Origin of the sequence: Planctomicrobium stercoris (genome assembly GCF_051465655.1) — a bacterium.
Lineage (GTDB): Bacteria > Planctomycetota > Planctomycetia > Planctomycetales > Planctomycetaceae > Planctomicrobium.
Genome location: NZ_CP195791.1, coordinates 2,082,739 through 2,101,077 on the forward strand (window position 1 = coordinate 2,082,739; position 18,339 = coordinate 2,101,077).

At 57.9% G+C, this 18,339-nt stretch carries 11 protein-coding genes; 8 read left to right on the forward strand and 3 right to left on the reverse strand.

Annotation, left to right across the window (positions count from 1 at the left end):
• The first annotated feature begins 2 nt into the window (after positions 1–2).
• Positions 3–1,091, forward strand: coding sequence for a histidinol-phosphate transaminase (gene hisC / locus SH661x_RS08605; protein ID WP_437229982.1), 1,089 nt, complete (start codon positions 3–5; stop codon positions 1,089–1,091).
• Positions 1,092–1,151: 60 nt separating this feature from the next.
• Positions 1,152–1,739, forward strand: coding sequence for an imidazoleglycerol-phosphate dehydratase HisB (hisB, locus tag SH661x_RS08610; RefSeq protein ID WP_437229984.1), 588 nt, complete (start codon positions 1,152–1,154; stop codon positions 1,737–1,739).
• A 110-nt stretch (positions 1,740–1,849) separates the two neighbouring features.
• On the opposite strand, the gene SH661x_RS08615 is transcribed toward hisB, so the two are convergent.
• Positions 1,850–2,782, reverse strand: coding sequence for a DUF1559 family PulG-like putative transporter (locus SH661x_RS08615; RefSeq protein ID WP_437229986.1), 933 nt, complete (start codon positions 2,780–2,782; stop codon positions 1,850–1,852).
• A gap of 508 nt (positions 2,783–3,290) precedes the next feature.
• Here SH661x_RS08615 and dnaE point away from each other — a divergent pair.
• The 6 genes from dnaE to SH661x_RS08645 all read left to right on the forward strand — a co-directional run bounded on the left by dnaE (position 3,291) and on the right by SH661x_RS08645 (position 14,195).
• Entirely contained in the window at positions 3,291–7,007 is a 3,717-nt protein-coding gene (dnaE, locus tag SH661x_RS08620; protein WP_437229988.1) for a DNA polymerase III subunit alpha, read from the forward strand.
• 384 nt (positions 7,008–7,391) lie between these two features.
• Positions 7,392–8,972: a glucan biosynthesis protein G gene (locus SH661x_RS08625; protein WP_437229990.1), complete on the forward strand. Its 1,581-nt coding sequence runs from the start codon at positions 7,392–7,394 to the stop codon at positions 8,970–8,972.
• Positions 8,969–9,532 carry a hypothetical protein gene (locus SH661x_RS08630; RefSeq protein WP_437229992.1) on the forward strand — a complete coding sequence of 188 codons (564 nt, stop codon included), beginning with the start codon at positions 8,969–8,971 and terminating at the stop codon, positions 9,530–9,532. Before SH661x_RS08625 ends, SH661x_RS08630 begins: the two co-directional genes overlap by 4 nt.
• A 1-nt stretch (position 9,533) precedes the next feature.
• Positions 9,534–11,594 (forward strand): glucans biosynthesis glucosyltransferase MdoH, encoded by a 2,061-nt coding sequence (mdoH, locus tag SH661x_RS08635; RefSeq protein WP_437229994.1) that lies wholly within the window; start codon positions 9,534–9,536, stop codon positions 11,592–11,594.
• A gap of 226 nt (positions 11,595–11,820) precedes the next feature.
• Positions 11,821–12,822 (forward strand): sugar phosphate isomerase/epimerase family protein, encoded by a 1,002-nt coding sequence (locus SH661x_RS08640; protein WP_437229996.1) that lies wholly within the window; start codon positions 11,821–11,823, stop codon positions 12,820–12,822.
• A gap of 302 nt (positions 12,823–13,124) precedes the next feature.
• Positions 13,125–14,195 carry an alanine racemase gene (locus SH661x_RS08645; RefSeq protein ID WP_437229998.1) on the forward strand — a complete coding sequence of 357 codons (1,071 nt, stop codon included), beginning with the start codon at positions 13,125–13,127 and terminating at the stop codon, positions 14,193–14,195.
• A gap of 76 nt (positions 14,196–14,271) precedes the next feature.
• On the opposite strand, the gene SH661x_RS08650 is transcribed toward SH661x_RS08645, so the two are convergent.
• Both SH661x_RS08650 and SH661x_RS08655 read right to left on the reverse strand, forming a co-directional pair.
• The gene (locus tag SH661x_RS08650) at positions 14,272–15,573 is read right to left on the reverse strand and encodes a hypothetical protein (protein ID WP_437230000.1); all 1,302 of its coding nucleotides are present in this window, start codon (positions 15,571–15,573) and stop codon (positions 14,272–14,274) included.
• A 170-nt stretch (positions 15,574–15,743) separates the two neighbouring features.
• On the reverse strand, positions 15,744–18,335 hold the full coding sequence (locus SH661x_RS08655; RefSeq protein ID WP_437230002.1) for a vWA domain-containing protein: 2,592 nt from the start codon (positions 18,333–18,335) through the stop codon (positions 15,744–15,746).
• Positions 18,336–18,339: the final 4 nt, after the last annotated feature.

Sequence of the window (18,339 nt, forward strand, 5' to 3'; positions counted from 1 at the left end):
TCATGTCCTTGTTTCGTCCGAATATCGATCAGCTGCATGGCTATGTCCCCGGGGAACAGCCGCAGACGTCCGGCTGGGTTAAACTCAACACCAACGAGAACCCTTACCCCCCTTCCCCCCGCGTCATTGAAGCGATCCAGCGGACCGCGCAGGACCGGCTGCATGTGTACCCCGATCCATTGGGCCGGGCGTTCTGTCGTGCCGCTGCGGAAGTCCTGAATGTCGATCCGGAGTGGATTTTTCCGGCCAATGGCAGCGATGAAAACCTGACCATCCTTGTCCGTTCCTTCGCGGACAAGAACGATCTGATCGCGTATCCCTATCCCAGCTACATCCTGTATGAAACACTGGCTGAGATTCAGGGGACCCGACACGCCCGTTTGCAGCTGAACCCAGACTGGTCGTGGGACATCCCTCGCAATCGTCCTCTGCTCGATCAGACCAAGCTGCTGTTCGTTCCGAATCCGAATTCTCCATCAGGCAATCGCTGGAGTGATGAGACGCTGCGGGGACTGGTCCCGCGTAACGGCGTTCTCGTCCTCGACGAAGCGTACGGAGACTTTGCGGACGAGCCGGATCAACTGGATCTCCTCCGGTCCGATCTCGGCAAGCAGATTGTCGTGACCCGCACCTTCAGCAAGTCTTACAGCCTCGCAGGTCTGCGATTCGGCTTTGCCATCGCCCACCCGGACACGGTTGCTGGGATGCGGAAAGTGAAAGACAGCTACAATTGCGACGCTCTTTCACTGGCAGCCGCGGAAGCGGCCATTCGCGATCAGGACTGGATGTTGTCCAATCGGGCCAAGATCATTGCCACCCGGAGCCGACTGCAGACAGAACTCAGCCAGCTTGGCTTTGATGTCGTTCCCAGTCAGGCCAATTTCGTCTGGGCCACGCATGCCCAGCGGAGCCATGCCGAACTGTATGAAGCCCTGAAAGCCCGTCAGATCCTCGTCAGATACATGCGGTTCCCGCAGGCAGTCTCGCCCAGCGAGAAGCATCCCGATGGTCTGCTCGACGGCCTGCGGGTGACGGTCGGAACCGATCCGCAAATTGACTTCTTCCTGAGTGCACTCCGGGAAATTCTCTGAGCCAATAATTTTCAGACTTTGAGTCCCTCGACCCTGGTCCCTAGCCCCTCGACCTTTTCCATGCCCCGAACAGCAACCATCGACCGTACCACCGGCGAAACGAAAATCTCCCTGAGCCTGAATCTCGACGGGACCGGCAATGCCCAGATCGACACGGGCGTCGGTTTCTTCAACCACATGCTCACCCTCTTTGCAAAGCATGGCCTGTTTGACCTGACGATCGATGCCAAAGGGGATCTGGATGTCGATCAGCACCACACGGTCGAGGACACCGGCATCTGCCTGGGACAGGCGATCCGTCAGGCGATCGGAGATAAAGCGGGCATCAACCGGTACGGAAGCATGACGCTTCCGATGGAAGACACGCTGGTCACGTCGGCACTGGATCTGAGCGGCCGGTACTGGTTCGTGGATGCATTCAAGATTCCTACCGAAAAGATCGGGGAGTTCGACTCGCAGCTGGTGGAAGTCTTCTGGCAGGCGGTCGCTGCCAATGCGCTGATGAATCTGCACGTCGTCCTGCACCACGGGCACAACAGTCACCACATCGCGGAAGGGATTTTCAAAGCCACCGCCCGGGCACTTCGAACGGCGGTCACGGTCGATCCCCGTCAACCCGGCGTCCCGTCTTCCAAGGGTGTCCTCTGATTGTTGTCTGTCAGAATGATGAGGATGTGATTTTGCAGGGTCCGCTGTGCGGACCATTCCCGACCATACTGTGGTCCGCACAGCGGACCCTACATCAAATTCCAATAGAGTTAGAACGACACAATCTGCCCGTCGGATTTGCTACCGAGAAAATTGTACGTGGCGAAGTCGATCGTGTCGCTGATGAATCTCACGCTGCCGTCCGCCAACAGTACATGAACTCCCCCATCATGGGCGCTGAAGAGACCGTGATTCAGGTTCAGGGCGTCCTGGTAGCTGACTGCCGGGATCATGCTGGTTGCGGGCCGTTTGCTTCTCTGGCTGTTGGGTTTCATGCTTGTGATGAAGCCATAGGCCTGCGCACTCCAGAGTCCGTGAAAGAGATTCAGCTGCGGCAGGACTTCTCCCATCAGGATCGTCTGGCTGGTGCCGTCGGTGACTTCGCTGATGCGTGAGGAGATGGCTGTTCCCGTCATTGCCAGGGAGAAGATTCCCGACGTGCGGGTCACCTGGGGGCCGAAACAGTAACTCGGCTGGCCGACGGCCTTGCAGTCGGACGTCGTGTCCGCCCCGAGAGGATATCGATACGGCCCGGCACAGGTCTGGTACGCAGCCCCCTGAGCCCAGAGTCCGTCATATCCGCCAATCGCCGCCCCTGCAGGATTACTCGGGCAGGTCTGCACCGGAAGAGAGAGCTTGAGAAGGACATCTGCGTTGGTTGCTGAGAGGTTGTTCAGCGAAAAGTTGAGTTGATGGAAAACAGCGGACTGATCGAGAAACGGCAGCAGCATTTCGTTGATGTTATGAATGTTCCCGAGAAGGCTTCCCGGGGGGAATGCTGCATGGGTGTCATGATAGTTGTGCAGCGCCAGCCCCAGCTGCTTAAGATGATTTCGGCACTGGATCCGTCGCGCCGCTTCACGGGCCTGCTGGACGGCCGGGAGCAGCATTGAGGACATGATGGAGATCACGCCCAGGACCACCATCAACTCGATCAATGTCATTCCGCGACGTGATTTCGAAACATTCTGAGATGGATTCATCCCTGTTCAACTCCTTGATCAAGAGTGCGATCAGGCCCGGATTGGGCCCAGCGTGATGTGGATTTACTGAAGGAACCGGTGGCGAGGAAATGAGAGAACTCGCGGGAACAGCGAGTGGATGCCTGACCTCGAAAACTGTGTGAAAATCGACGCTAAAGTCAGGCGTGAACCAGGGTCAACGTGGATCCGCACGCGCTTGCCAGAATTTCGGGAAGCCTGACAGATTGAGCGTCTCGTAACTTCCACGCAGCCTGTGTGAGAAAAACGGAGCATTTCGGCGGTGAGGATTTCTTCGACCGGGTGTCGGATCTCATCGCACTGCGGAAACAGGCGGGAAAACTCGTGGAGAGAATCCACCCCCGAAGAGGCTGACGGCCATTGCTGTGGAAAGCGCGGTCCTTGGATGATCTACAGCGTCCGCGATGGTAGAATGCCGAATTCCCCTGCAGTCGCCTGTCGACTGCACCTCTGAGATCCCTGCGAAACATTTTTGCCGCTACGGAGAGCCATGAGCACCGTCGAATCCGCCCCTGCCATTTCGCGCCCATTTGCTCATCTGCACTGCCATACCCATTATTCGCTCCTGGATGGGGCCAACCGTGTGCCTGATCTGGTCAAGCAGGTGAAGAATCTGGGGATGAACTCCTGCGCGATCACGGACCACGGGAATTTATACGGAGCACTGGAGTTCTATCAGACCTGCCGCAACAACGGCGTGAACCCCATTCTGGGGTACGAAGCGTACATGGCACCCGGTCACCGCTCCGACCGCAGTGCAACCCGCATGAAGGAAGCGGCCTTTCATCTCACGCTGCTGGCGATGAACCGGACCGGGTTTCAGAATCTGGTCAAAATGGCGAGCCACGCCTATCTCGAAGGGTTCTACTACAAACCGCGTATCGACAAGGAACTGCTCAAGGATCACAGCGAAGGCATCATCTGCCTCTCCGGCTGTGCTTCAAGCGAGCTCTCCCGGCTCCTGCTGGCTGACAACAACGACAAAGCCAAAGAGCTGGTGCATTGGTACTCCGACCTGTTCGGAGACCGGTTCTATCTGGAAATCCAGGACGCCGGTGTGGAGATTCAGCAATCGTGCGCGGAAGCGACAATTGTCCTCGCCAATCAGATGGGGCTTCCGCTGGTCGCCACGAACGATGCGCATTATCTGTGTCAGTCCGATGCTGCGATGCATGACGTGCTGCTGTGCGTGAACACGAAATCGTTTCGCAGTGACGAAAAGCGAATGCGGATCGGCACCGACCAGCTGTTCCTGCGTTCCCCCGAGCAGATGTATTCGGCGTTTCCGAATCTCGCTGATGCAGTGGCCCGGTCGCAGGAAATTGCGGATCGTTGTGACATTCAGCTCGATTTGAAGACCCGTCACTTCCCGGTCTTCACTCCCCCGGGCAAGAAGACCGACGTGGAGTATCTGCGCGAAGTGGCCGAACAGGGGCTGCGCGAACGATATGGAGATGAACCTGCGGAGGTCTATCAGAACCGGCTCAATTTCGAACTGGGCGTGATTGAGCGGATGGGCTTTGCCAGTTACTTCCTGATCGTCTGGGATTTTGCGCGCTTTGCCAGAAGTCAGGGGATTCCCTGCACCGCTCGTGGATCCGCGTGCGGTGCAATCGTGTCGTATGTTCTGGGGATCTCGGACGTCTGCCCCATCAAGTATGACCTGCTCTTTGAACGGTTCCTCGACCCCAGTCGATCGGAAGCTCCCGATATCGATATGGACTTCTGTCGCGACCGCCGCGAAATGGTCTTGAACTATGTGAAGGAGAAGTATGGCCATGCCAACGTGGCTCAGATCGGAACCTTCGGCACGCTGAAAGCCAAGGCTGCCATCCGCGACGTGGCCCGCGCCCTGTCCATTCCCCTGAAGCGGGCGGACGAAATCGCCAAGATGGTTCCGGAAACCTTGAATATCAAACTCAAGGATGCTCTCAAGGAGAGTGCGGAACTGAAGGAACAGTACGACTCCGATCCGCAGGTGAAGGAACTCATCACCTTCGCAATTGCTCTGGAAGGACTGGCGAAGTCGGCCGGAACGCATGCTGCCGGGGTGGTGATCGCGGACCGCCCTCTGCAGGAATACGTTCCGTTGCAGCGAATTTCCGGCAAGGAAGACGTGCTCACGCAGTGGACCGAAGTGGAGAAAGCCGGTCTGCTAAAGATGGACTTCCTCGGGCTGCGAAACCTGTCGATCCTCGATAAAGCAGTCAAGAATGTCCGCAAGCATCGCGGTGTGGAGATTATTCCCAAGGATCTGCCGCTGGATGATGCCGAGACCTTTGCCCTGCTGCAGCGGGGGGAGACCAAAGGGATCTTCCAGCTGGAATCGGGCGGGATGCGTGACCTGCTCACCAAGATGAAGCCGGACCAGTTTGCCGACATCATCGCGACCAGTGCGTTGTATCGCCCGGGCCCCCTGGAAGGGGGAATGGTGATGACGTACGTGAACGTGAAGAACGGACGCGAGCCGACCCCTCTGGTTCACCCGATCGTCGACGAGGTGCTCGCCGAAACGTACGGCGTGATGGTGTATCAGGAACAGGTGATGCGGATTCTCAATCGCCTGGGGGGCATCGAGCTGGCCAGCTCGTACAAGTGCATTAAAGCGATCTCGAAGAAGAATCACGAGATCATGAAGGGCTATCACGAGAAGTTCATCGAGGGGGCTCAGACTCAGAACATGCCCAAAGAGCAGGCCCAGGACATCTGGGACCTGATCGAAAAATTTGCCGGTTACGGATTCAATAAATCGCACAGTACGGCGTACGGTGCCATCGCCTATCAGACCGCCTATCTGAAGGCTCACTATCCCGAAGAGTTCATGGCCGCCCTGCTCTCCTGCGGGATGGAGTCGAGCGATCGAATCTTTGAACATACCGACGATTGCCGCCGGATGAAGATTGAAGTTCTTCCGCCGGATGTGAACCGCAGTGAGGTCGAATTCGGCGTCATCGTGATGGAAGAGCCGATCGAGGAAGCGCCTGAAGCGGCCAAGGGAGCGAACGGAAAGTCCTCGAAAGGAGGACGTGGAAAAGCGAAGAACGCTCCGTCCGATTCGAATGGAGAAGCCGTCGCCACGAAGACGGTTCGGAAACTCTCCTTCGGGCTGGGAGCCATCAAGGGAGTGGGATCGACAGCCATGCAGGCGATCGTCGACGAGCGCCTTGCGAACGGCCCGTTCAAGAACATCTTCGACCTCTGCGAACGGGTCGATCCAAAACATCTCACCAAAGCGGTTCTGGAAACCCTGTTGAAGGCGGGAGCCCTGGATAGCTTCGGCCCCAATCGAGCACAGCACCTCCTGGTGATCGATCGGGCGGTGCAAGGGGCAGCTGCCCGACAGCGTGACAAGGCACGCGGACAGAAATCGCTGTTCGGAGAAGCAGAGTCCAGTGGCGGGGATGACGCTGCTGTCGACTTCGCAATGCCCCCCGCCGATGACTGGACTCACGGGCAGAAGCTCGCGTTTGAGAAAGAAGTCTTCGGGTTCTATCTCACCTCCCATCCGTTAACCGAACACGCGGATCAGGTGCAGAGCTTCACACAGCACCGCGTGAAAGATCTCCGCGACCTGGAAGACGGTAAAGACGTTCTGCTGGGAGGAATGATCTCCGCGATCAAGAAAGCGACGACTAAGAACCCGTCCCGCAACGGGAATAGCAAGTACGTCAACTTCGATCTGGAAGACGCCACCGGTGTGGTCCGCTGCATCCTCTGGCCGGACGACTTCGCCAATGAAGGTGAGAAAGTCCAGCAGGACGGGATCGTGATTGTGCGTGGCCGCATCGATTCCCGGGGACGTGAACCGAACATCATCGTCAATAAGCTGCTCACGCTGGCGGATGCGGAAAAGGAATTCACCAAGCAGATCGTTCTGTTTCTGAAGCGGGGATATCACTCGGAAGACGAGATGAAACGTGCACGGGAAACCCTGAGCCGATTCCCCGGGAAGACGCCGGTCGTGGTTGTCGTCGACACCGTTGATTCCAGTCCGTCGTCATCCGGAGTCGCTGCTGGGGATGAGAGTTCGGAAGCAGCAGAGTTGGCCGAGCCGATTGTAAAAACCAGTCGCCTGCGAGCGATTTTGTCGACCTCGGTTCAGGTCGCTGCTCGCCCGGAATTGAAGCAGGAACTGCAGTCGATCCTGGGGCCGGACGCCTGTCGCTTTCAGGCGGCAATGCCTTCTGGCGGGGGATCTTCCAACTGACTTTCAGGCGGAATGGATCAACATCGGTGATTGCTTTTTTCCATCCGACAGGGGGGTGGGAGATCGCTGTGTCATCTGGCAGTTGAACTGCCCGTCTTTGCGCACGCTTTCAAACAAATCCGTGTGAAGGCGGTTAACAAATGCTTGACGACGAGACCGTTGTGAGTACTTTATAAGGGCATGTGTAAGCGAGCAGAGCAATGGGTCTTCTGCACGGCTTCGCTGATCTTTAAAAGTGGCATGAAAGCTGCCTGCGTATCATGACGAACCCCGGTTTGGATGCCGTGGATGCTTGCGTCAATCAAATTCGATGCGTTTGAAAGCGGTCTAATCGCCCTGTCTTCTATGCAAATCCAGAACGCTCTGTGCTCAAATTTCGCTCACATGCTGCGAGCGGTCGCCTGCGGAATCTCTGTCTGCACTGCGGTAGCACCAACATTTTCTGACCTGCACGCGGAAGACCTTGTCACTCCTCCGGTGATGAAGTTTAAAGATCTGGATCAGGTGGCTCGCGATCTGGCAGCCAAACCTTATCAGCCGCAGCCGGATATTCCCGAGGAGTTGAAGAACCTCGATTATGATCAATTTCGGTGGATTGGTTTCCGGGACGGTCACGAAGTCTGGGGTGAAACGATCCTCCCTTACCGGATCGGCTTTTATCATAAAGGGTACGTGCACGCGGATGACGTTTCGATCAACACGATCGAAGAGGGACAGGTCCGACCGATCCCTTTCTCGAAGGATTATTTCCATTACTTGAACGCCGCCAAGGATCTGGCGATTCCTGATGACCTTGGTTTTGCCGGCTTTCGGGTGAAGGGGGCCTTCCCCGGACAGTCTGACCTGTCCGAGATTTTCAGCTTTGTCGGTGCCAGTTATTTTCGGGCCCGCTCCGCCAATACCATCCTAGGAACATCCACCCGGGGACTGGCGATCAATTGCGGACTTCCGCTGCCGGAAGAGTTTCCGGTGTTCCGTGAATACTGGATCGTGAAGCCGCAACCGGGCGACAAAGCCCTCAAGGTGTTCGCGCTGCTGGACAGCCCCAGCGTCAGTGGAGCGTTTGAATTCTTGCTGACTCCCGGAATTGAAAAAACCGACATCGATATCCATCAATCCTTGTACTTTCGACAAGTGCCGGAGAAGATCGGAATCGCCCCGATGAGCAGCATGTGGCTGTGGGGAGATGCACTTCCCGGCCCGCAGGGGGATCATCGTCCGGAAGTCCACGACGCCGATGGGCTCCTTGTTCAGGGTGCCGACGGCAAATGGCTCTGGCGCGCGTTGGGACAACAGAACTATCCGTCAATCATCCAGTTGAAATACGACGGCTTAAAGGGATTTGGTTTACTTCAGAGGGACACTCATCCGAATCATTATCTCGACGATGAAGCTCGGTATGATGCTCGCCCGAGCGTGTGGATTCAGCCGCAGTCCGAATGGGGCTCCGGCAAAATTGAACTTCTGGAGATACCTGCGCCCCACGAAGGGATAGATAACATCGCAGCCTGGTGGGTCCCTGATGAACAGGTGACACCCGGAACTCCATTCGAAGTCAGCTACCGCATCTCCTACTTTGCCGGAGATTGTCCGGAACACGGCCTGGCCAAAGCGATTGCACATCGCGTCCAGCGTGAAGAATCCGGAAAGATTCAGGTGGAAGTGGACTTCGATGGTCCGGCACTTGCAAGTCTGGATTCCGGAATGCCCCCCACCGTCGAAGTCAGCTCGATTCGCGGTGAAATCCTTTCCAAGGCGTGCGACAAACGAGTTTCCGGCAGTTGGACAGTCAGGCTGAACGTTCAGCCGACAAATGAAGGTCCGGTCGAACTGCGAGTTTCCTTAAAAGATACAAATCGAGAACTGACAGAAACATGGGCCTATCTGTGTCCACTCACCCCTCCGAAAGTTTCGTTGCCGCCTTGGAAGGTGAAAGATCACGAAGTGAAGGAGCGAGCGCAATGATTGACACTGTTCAGATCAAAAGAACTTCTCTCCCCGAGCCGAAACCGGAGCACAATCCCCGATTGGATCAGGCCCGTTTCCTCGTGGCCGAATACCTGCACGACTGGGGGCTGCGAGATCCTGAAGTCGTGGCCCAGGAAAGCCGGCGCATCGTCGAGCAGGCCGAACTTCGAATCGCGGAATCCGCGAAAGTCGGCATGGACCTATGCACCGTCGCCATTGAGATCACGCAGGATGAAGTGGAATCGAGCATTGCCCGCATGGCAGCCTCGACTCCCCCGATGGCCCGCAAACGGTCGGCAACAAATAACTCGATCGTCCCCCGCATGGGACGGGTGCTGCTGCAGTTTCCCGACGCGATCCGGCACCGCGACCGTCCTCCCGCTCGACTTCTCCAGGTGCTGGAGATTTCCGTCAATCCGATTATCCCCTGCCCGACCCGTTGCGACATGTTGCCGCAGCCTCGGACTCGGCTGTGGAAATGGCTTCGCAAAGCGTACTGGGTACGCGTCCAGCGTCGACTGAAAAAGTGGACCGGCCGCTGCGTAGGACTCTGGTAACATGTCAAAAGAAGCATCTGAGGTCGCGGAGTTTCCGGTCGACAATCAGCGGCATCACTCCATCCGCTGGCTCTTGCTGGTCCTGACGGTACTGAGCACGGCCGGAGCGTTCTGGTTGTTCGCCACGGTTCTCTCGTCGAACGGGTTGAATCTGGCCGAGTACATTTTGCTGCCGCTCTTCACCGTGCTCTTTTCCTGGATCGCGTTCTCCTTCTGGACCGCGACCTATGGCATGCTGCTCGTGCTGCAGCAGCCTCCGCGATCGGCGAGCGAGCATCACCTCGCTCGTGAAGCGAGAACACCGGGTCAGCCCCGTTCTCAGACCGCGGTCCTGATGCCCATCTACAACGAGTCTCCGACGAGCGTCTTCGCGGGCGTGCAGGCCATGCTCCGCTCCTTGCTCGCCACCGGACAGGAAGACGATTTCGACTTCTTTGTCCTCAGCGATACCACTGACCCCGATATCTGGCTCGAAGAAGAGCGGACCTGGGCGCGCCTGGTAGCCGAGCACGGTTCACAGCCACGAGTCTTCTACCGCCGGCGCCCCCGGAATGTCAGCCGCAAGGCAGGCAACATCGCCGACTTCTGCACCCGCTGGGGATCTGAATACGAATACATGATCGTTCTGGACGCCGACAGCGTTATGGAAGGGGCCACGCTCGTCGAAATGGTCCGACGCATGGATGCTGATCGCCAGCTGGGGATCCTGCAGGTTCCCCCCACACCGGTCAATCGACTCTCCATGTTTGCCCGTCTGCAGCAGTTCGCCTCCCGACTCTACAGCGACATCTTCATTCAAGGCTTCTGCAGCTGGGCCAACTTCGACAGCAACTACTGGGGACATAACGCAATCATCCGCGTGCAGCCCTTTATCAAACACTGCGGACTGCCCACTCTCCCGGGGAAAGCACCGCTCGGAGGAGAAATCCTCAGTCACGACTTCGTGGAAGCTGCGCTGATGGCACGGGCCGGGTGGAAGGTCGCCCTCGCTCATGATCTCGGAGGAAGCTACGAAGAGTGCCCGACCACGCTGCTGGACTTCGCCAAACGCGATCAACGGTGGTGTCAGGGGAACATGCAGCACATTCGCCTGATCTTCAGCGAAGGGTTCCGGCCCATCAGTCGACTGCATTTGACGATGGGGGCGATGGCCTATCTGTCCGCGCCACTCTGGCTGACCTTCATGGTGTTGAGTGTCATGGCGATGTGGATGGACGGTCCCGCACAGCCCGGTGAAACCACCTGGGTGGGGGGAGCATCCATCGTCTTTGGGATTACCATGGCCATGCTGCTGCTTCCGAAACTCTGGAGCGCACTGGCCCTCACCAAGCAGCCGGACCGACTCCGGGACTTCGGCGGATGGGACAACGTCATCGGCAGCGTGGTGCTTGAGACACTGGTCTCCATCCTTGTCTCACCGATCATGATGTTCTTCCATACCCGATTTGTGCTGACAACCCTGGCTGGTCAGAAAGTTCAGTGGAACGCGCAAAATCGAGGCGAGGGTGATATCGGCTTGGGCGAGGCGATCTTCGTGTATGGCCCGCATACCGTTGCGGGCATTCTGACGGCTCTGGCGATCGGTTACTTCACCCCTTCTCTTCTGTTCTGGTTTCTGCCCGTGGTGATCGGACTGATCTTCTCGGTTCCCCTTGCGATGACGCTCGGCAGTGTCAAGCTGGGACAGCGGCTGGCCCAGCAAGGACTGCTGCTGATTCCCGAAGAAATCACCACTCCGGAAATTCTCCGGTTGCAGCAGCAGGCACTGGCTCAGGCGGAACGCAGTCAGAGTCAACTCAACCGCGATCAGCTCTTCGACACGGTCCTCATTGATCCCTCGTTCCACGCCCTGCACCGCAACATTCTGTTTGCGACCGATTCGAATGTCCCCGCGAGCAGCGCCGAAGTTCAGGCGATCTCCGAGCTGATCCAGCGCGAAGGTCCCTCCGCTGTTCCACGCGACGCCAGACGCGTCATCCTTTCGGATGCCGATGCCCTGCGTCAGCTGCACGTTCAGGTCCGCAGCCAGCTGCGACTCAACCGTTCCGCGCTGAGTTCGTAGGGACGCTGCAGGTTGATGAGAGTTCCCGCACTCGGAGAGTGCGGGGTGCAATGATCAACCGCACTCTCCGAGTGAGCGGTACAATGTATGTCGCACTCTCCGAGTGCGACAACCAGTCGCTCGAATTGCGCAATCGCCCCCTCGTTGAATTCTCCAGCGACGTTCTGTAGTTTGATCAACATCTGTTGAAACATCGAAGTACTTCCGTCGATCAAGGAGCTTGGCAATGGGGCGTCCCGTTACGTTGTTCACCGGCCAGTGGGCTGATTTACCGCTTGAAACCCTTTGCAAGAAGGCCAAAGACTTTGGGTACGACGGACTTGAACTCGCCTGCTGGGGAGATCACTTCGAAGTCGACAAAGCCCTTTCCGACGATACCTATTGTGCACGCAAACGTGACTTGCTCGAGCGGCATGACCTGAAGCTGTTCGCCATCTCCAACCATCTCGTCGGGCAGGCGATCTGCGACAACATCGACCAGCGGCACAAGTCGATTCTTCCCGAGTACGTCTGGAAAGACGGCGATCCGGTCGGCGTGATGCAGCGAGCCACCGAAGAAATGAAGAACACCGCCCGGGCAGCCCAGAAACTGGGGGTCGGCGTGGTGAACGGCTTTACCGGGTCGAGCATCTGGCACCTGATTTACGACTTCCCCCCGACTCCGAAGTCGATGATCGCGGACGGTTACAAGCAGTTTGCCGACCGCTGGAATCCCATCCTCGACGTGTTTCAGGATTGCGGAATCCGTTTCGCTCTCGAAGTTCATCCGACCGAAATCGCCTTTGACATTTACTCGGCTCAGAAGGCTCTGGAAGCAATCGGTCACCGCGAAGAATTCGGATTCAATTTCGACCCCAGCCACCTGATCTGGCAGGGGGTGGATCCCGTCGAATTCATCCGTGAGTTCCCGGACCGCATCTATCACGTCCACATGAAAGATGCTGCCACGACTTTGAACGGTCGATCCGGAATTCTGGCCAGCCACCTCTCCTTCGGCGATCCACGACGCGGCTGGGATTTCCGCAGCGTTGGCCGCGGTGGTGTCCGCTTCGAAGAGATCATCCGCGCTCTGAATGCAGCTGGCTATCCCAGCGATGCTCCACTCTCGGTCGAATGGGAAGACTCCGGGATGGACCGTGAAATGGGGGCCGCAGAAGCCGCTGACTTCGTTCGGAATATCGACTTCCGACCGAGCGGTCGCGCCTTCGACGCTGCGTTCGCGGACTAGTCCCGTCTGGCGAAAGACCGCATTCGTAATAGCGCTGTGAGAAATTCATTCAGCCACACACATGTGCTGTGTGTGGCTGAATTTCCAAATGAGATCACGAATTCCTGCTGAACCACATGCACATCGCGGGGTCAACTCCTTGAGGACGCAATGTCAGGCGAACCTGCACCGAAGAAACCTGTCACTGTCGAATGCGTCTGCCCGCAATGCGGGGCGGCTCTTCGAGACATCAAACAGAAACTGATTTGTCCCCGCTGCGGCATCGTGGAAGGCTGCTGTGAAGGGGGCCGGCAGTAAATTTGATGATTGGTCGCCCCCACAAAGAGGTCGAGACCCCAGCTCTGTGCATCGATCTGGATGAGCTGGATCGGAGAATTGCTCGAATTGCAGCCCTGCTCCGCGAACACCAGGTCGCATGGCGGCCGGACGCCAGCTTGCACCAGCTTCCGGAAATTACTGCCCGACTGATCGCAGCGGGGGCGGCAGGAGTCACACTGGAATCAGTGGATCAGGCTCGCCGATTTCTGGGACTGATCCCTTTAAACGTGACTCTGTCCCGGCCCCCTGTCAGTTCATCCCAGCAGACGGTGCTGGCTGATCTGAATCTGAAAAGCGAGGTCGTCACCGTCTGCGATCACTATGTTCAGGCGGAAGAGATCTCGAAGTGGGCCTGCAGTCATGGTTGCCGGGTCCCTGTCCTGATTGAAGTTCACACAGGTCAGACAGGGTTTGGCGTGCGGCCCGGCTTGGATGCTCGCGATCTGGCGTCGGGAATCCGGTCGCTGCGGGGGGTGGAAGTCGTCGGGCTCTCCGTGAACCTGGGATCACTCGAACGCAATTCTGAAGAATGTCACAGGCGACTCCAATCTGCTTCAGGCATTCTTCAGGACATCAAAGCGACCCTGATTCGGGAGAAGATTCGCTGTGATGTGATTTCTGCAGCCGCTGAGGGCGATTTCGAGCTATTGCTGGAATCCCGATTGTTGACAGAAATCCGGACGGGAAATCTTTTCGACTGGCAAGACGATCTGAAGAGTCCGAACCCGCTGCTGACGGTGATCGCTTCCGTGTTTAGCCGATCAAAGCTCGAGCGCGCAGTGCTGGACGTCGGGCGATCCCGCTTGCCGGTTGTCTCGAATCTGAATGCCGAGCCTCGGATCCTGCGTACAGCCCATCATCGACCCCTGCCGGATGTGCAGGTGCTCGGAATGGATTGGAGTTCAATGACGCTGGAACTGGGACCGCTCTCACGCGATCTGGTCATTGGGGACAAAGTGGAAGTGATCCCGGCGTCCGGTTCAGCGGCGCTACGCCAGTTTCGACAGGTTCACGCTGTTCGAAAGGGGATCGTCGAAGAGGTGTGGGAATGCTGATTCCCTCACTCGGAGAGTGGCACAAAGTATGTCGCACTCTCCGAGTGCGACACTCTGAGTGACACTCTTGCAATGACTATCGATTTCCACCGTTCAAATAAGTGAACGTGAACACATCGGTGATCTCGGTCACGGCCGGCTGAATTCCCAGTCGCACGTAACGCCGGTCCGGGGAGACCACCCCTTGTGCCGACATTGTTGTCCCCTGCGGGATGACCTGCACGACAGGAGCATAGCCGACAGCACCGGCCCGTCCGGGCGGCTGCATGCGGTCGCGACTCTCCCGAAATTGCTGCATCACTTCGGACTTTCGCGGGTCACGTGAAGCGGCGGGATCGTTATTCTGGTTCTGAACAACCGCTTCCAGTTGCAGCAGGGCTTCGGCCGGCAGGGTTGTGATGATGCGCGGCTGGGTTCGTCGCCCCTGTGGGAGTTCGATGGTGACGCTGACTTCATCCCCGTCCAGGATCAGCGTGCGAACCACGCGTGACTGGTCCGGCATCCCTTCCCGCAGTGTCGCAGTGAGAGTGGCCCGGTTCCCGACGAGCGTTCCGTCCGAATTCCGGATGCGCACCCGATACGGACCAGCCGCCCCGCGCGGGCAGACATACAGCTCATAAGAGTTGGCAGCATTAGGGCCGACGCCATCGTTCAGAAACAGCCCCCCGCCCTGCGTTTCTTTCACATCGCAGGAGCAGACTGTTCCGGTCGGTTCTTCCACCTGCATATCGAGGTCTGCGTTTCCGTTCCACTCGAGACGGATTGTCAGGTCCCTGCTCCGGGCTTCGCGGAGTGATGCCTGCAGACGCTCGGCGAGTGGAGTGTTCTGGCTCCGATTCGCAATCTGGATCTGATCCAGCAAGGCGGTCTCGGCAGACTTGTGCAGTTTCGCGAAGTCGGGCTTCCAGTAGTTGAGCAGAATTCCGGTCGCAGCCCATTCCACGTCGTCGGGCGACCCCACGTCCTTCGCGAGTTTCAAACCCAGGACATACGGTTCAGAACGTTCGGGAAGCAGACGTGCGGCCTGCCGGTACATTGTGAGTGCGGCGTTCTTGCGACCAAAGCGTGTCAGGTAAGCGCCGGAATACATCATCGACCCGAAGTCGACATCCCCGAAATCGGTGAGGGAGAGCACAACGCGTTCGACCGCCTCTTTGGGATAGTTTTCAATCTCCATGTTCAGGGCCAAGACTTCGTACATCCAGGGCTGAGCCTGTCCGTTGACGAGTGCCGCCTGCAGGCAGGCGATCACCTGGGGGTATTGCTTTTCCTGATGCAGTTTCGACACCCATTCGCTGACCAGGCGCGGGGCTGGGCGATGTTCCGCGAAGAATTTTCCCCAGACTTCAGCGGGTGTGCCCGACTTCAGATCGGGCATGGCGACGTTGCGTTCTGTATTGAACAGCCGTGCTGGATCATCAGTTTCCGAGGCACCGGGGAGCGGAGCTGTTTTGCCTTCTGTCGAAACAGAAGGAGCAGACCCCGTCCCTTTGACTGGAGTCTGCTCCTGAGCTTTTTCGCTAGCTTCTGCAGCCTGCTTAGCCTGCGCTACAGGGCCGGTTTTTTTTTGAGCAGATCGACTTGAGCAGCCGGCTGCACGTCAGCATTGGCAGCGGGGACCTGCATAAAGCCCCCCATTCCGCCCATGCCCATGCCGCCCATACCACCCATGCCGCCGCCCATGCCCCCCATACCACCGCCCATACCACCCATCATTCCACCACCCATGCCGCCCATCATTCCCATGCCTCCGCCGCCCAGAGGAGCGACTGGAATCACGAGGTCGGCAACCGGGTAAACGCGGGTCTGCATCTTCTCATCGGCAGCTGCCTGAGAAGTGATCTTCATGATTTCGTCTTCGATAATGTAGGTCAGAGAGACTCCGCCCACGTTCTCGAGCATCAGCTTCAGAGCGCTCTTGAGTTTGATGCCGGAGAGGACCAGGGAGATTTCTTCTTCCCCGGTGAGGGATTCATCCTCCAGGGCTTTCATGTCGAGCCGGATGGGGATGCCATGCTGTTCTGACAGATACTGGATTGCGTCCTTCAGTGGTGTTGACGGGAATTCAACACTCGTAATCTGATCCAGTGCTGTGTAGATCTTCTCTTCGTTCTTGCTGTTGATCTTCAGGTCCACGGACTTCCACTTCTGCCGCATCTTGGTGAGTGCCCACCACACTTCTGCGGGGGGGTAGACGATCGGCGGTTCATCCGGAAACGGAACGTGTGAAAGTTCGACCTGATAGAGTGTTTCCAGCAGGCGGTCTGCACGCAGAGCGCGGAGCCGGGCGGCCTTGTCGACCTGTCCAGCTGCTTCGGTGAGTGTCACCGTCGCACTGCCGATGGCACTGCCGGGATAATCGCTGAGGACGACACGGGCCTGTGTTTCGGCCTGTTCGAAGGCATCCGGATTTCCTCGGAATGCATCCACCATCAACGCGCGGATGCGGTCAACCATCTGCTGCAGCTGCAGATCGCGTTCAGCAGCAAAGTCGATCAGCCGGGTTGTCACTTCGAGTTCTGCCTGCCGCCGCTGCAGTTCCTGTGTTCTGGCGTCATACATTGCCCGGCGGGACTTCACATCCTGCAGAATCGAATTGACGCGACGCAGCAGGTTGTTGGCCAGATCCGGCGGAACATCGGTGGCAGACTTGATGGTGGCGCGAGTCCGGTTCAGAACTTCTTCCGCCTGAGCACCCAGAGAATTTTCAACGAGGTTGTAAGCCCGGTCGACCTGAACCTGGACTTCGCGCTCCAGCTTCTGTCCCTTGGCCTGCACCAGTGCTTCGTAGTTGGTGATGTTGTCCGAAGGAACCGGCAGTTCCCGTTCGATCAGATGGGGTGGGACGGCTGTTCCTGGAGCGGGAATCGATGGAACCTGATCATCGGGATCCGATCCGGGGGCCCCGCCGATATCCGGAAGCTGTGCCACCAGCATTGAACCAGCGCGGGCCTTGTTGACCAGTTGATCGCCGCGAGTGTTGTGCGGATCGACTTTCTGCAGGAAGGTGCCAATCTGCTCCGCCTGCTGAAGCGAGCCTGCTTCCAGAGCCTTCTGACCTTCTGCCGAGATCAGGGTGATCTGGTCTTCGAAAGTCTGATGGGCGAGATTGACCATCCAGTCCCCCGCCATTCCGATGGCGACACCGTCAGTCGCCTTGGCATCGGCCCAGTATTGATTGAGGAACGTGTTCCCGTTGTTTCGGGACACTTCGGGAACGCTGTATGTCAGATCGGTCTTCTGGCCATTCAGCTGGCCGGTTACGGAGATCTCGGTCTTGCCGTCGATGGGACCGCTCAGCAGGTAGACAGTTTCACGATCGGCTCGCATTGGCAGGGCGCGAGACGGAGAGAGTTCCACCTGATTATTGCTGACAGAAATCTGGCTGGGATAGAACACCTGCTGGTGCGTCGCATCGGCCAGCAGCTTGCCGACTTTCTCAGCCGGGAGCGATGACTTGGACCATTCATCCTGCATCACGTATCCGCCTGTTTCCTCGCCGAGGATCCCCAGCAGACGGACGTCTGTCTTCGAACCCAGTGCGAAGGAATGGATGGGAATTTCGCGATCGCGGAAGCTGGCGGTCAGTCCCTTGAGTTCTTCCGGCTGAAACAGGTGAGCGGTGCTCATGCCGTCGCCGATGACCAGCACTGAGCCGCTGGCTGAGGACTGCAGCAGGTCCCGGGCCGCCAGCAGAGCGGAACTCAGGTTGGAGGAGCCAGCGGGAAATCGGTCCTGAAGATTCTTCGAAACTTCGACTTCCGCAACGCCCGGAGCCGTCCAGTCGGAAGTCAACGGAGCGACCTGCACGTCGTAGGCCAGCACGTTGACACGATCTTCCGAAGGGAGAGATCGCAGGAAATTGGCCAGGACGGCGGTCGCCATCTGGCGATGTTCACCAATCTGGCTGGCAGACGTATCGAGAAGAATGACGTGGTTGACGTTTTGGCGCTTTCCAGCTTCGACATTCAGCGGCAGCGAGGCCGAGCCGATCTGACGCCCTTCCGGGGTCTCGTAAGTCCGGACAATGACATCGCCTGCGAGGCTGTATGATCCGCCCCACCCTGCCCCAGCCAGTGCGACTCCCGCGACCGCAACTGGAAACCATTCGCGAACCGACAGCCAAGTGCGTTTTGTCATAGTC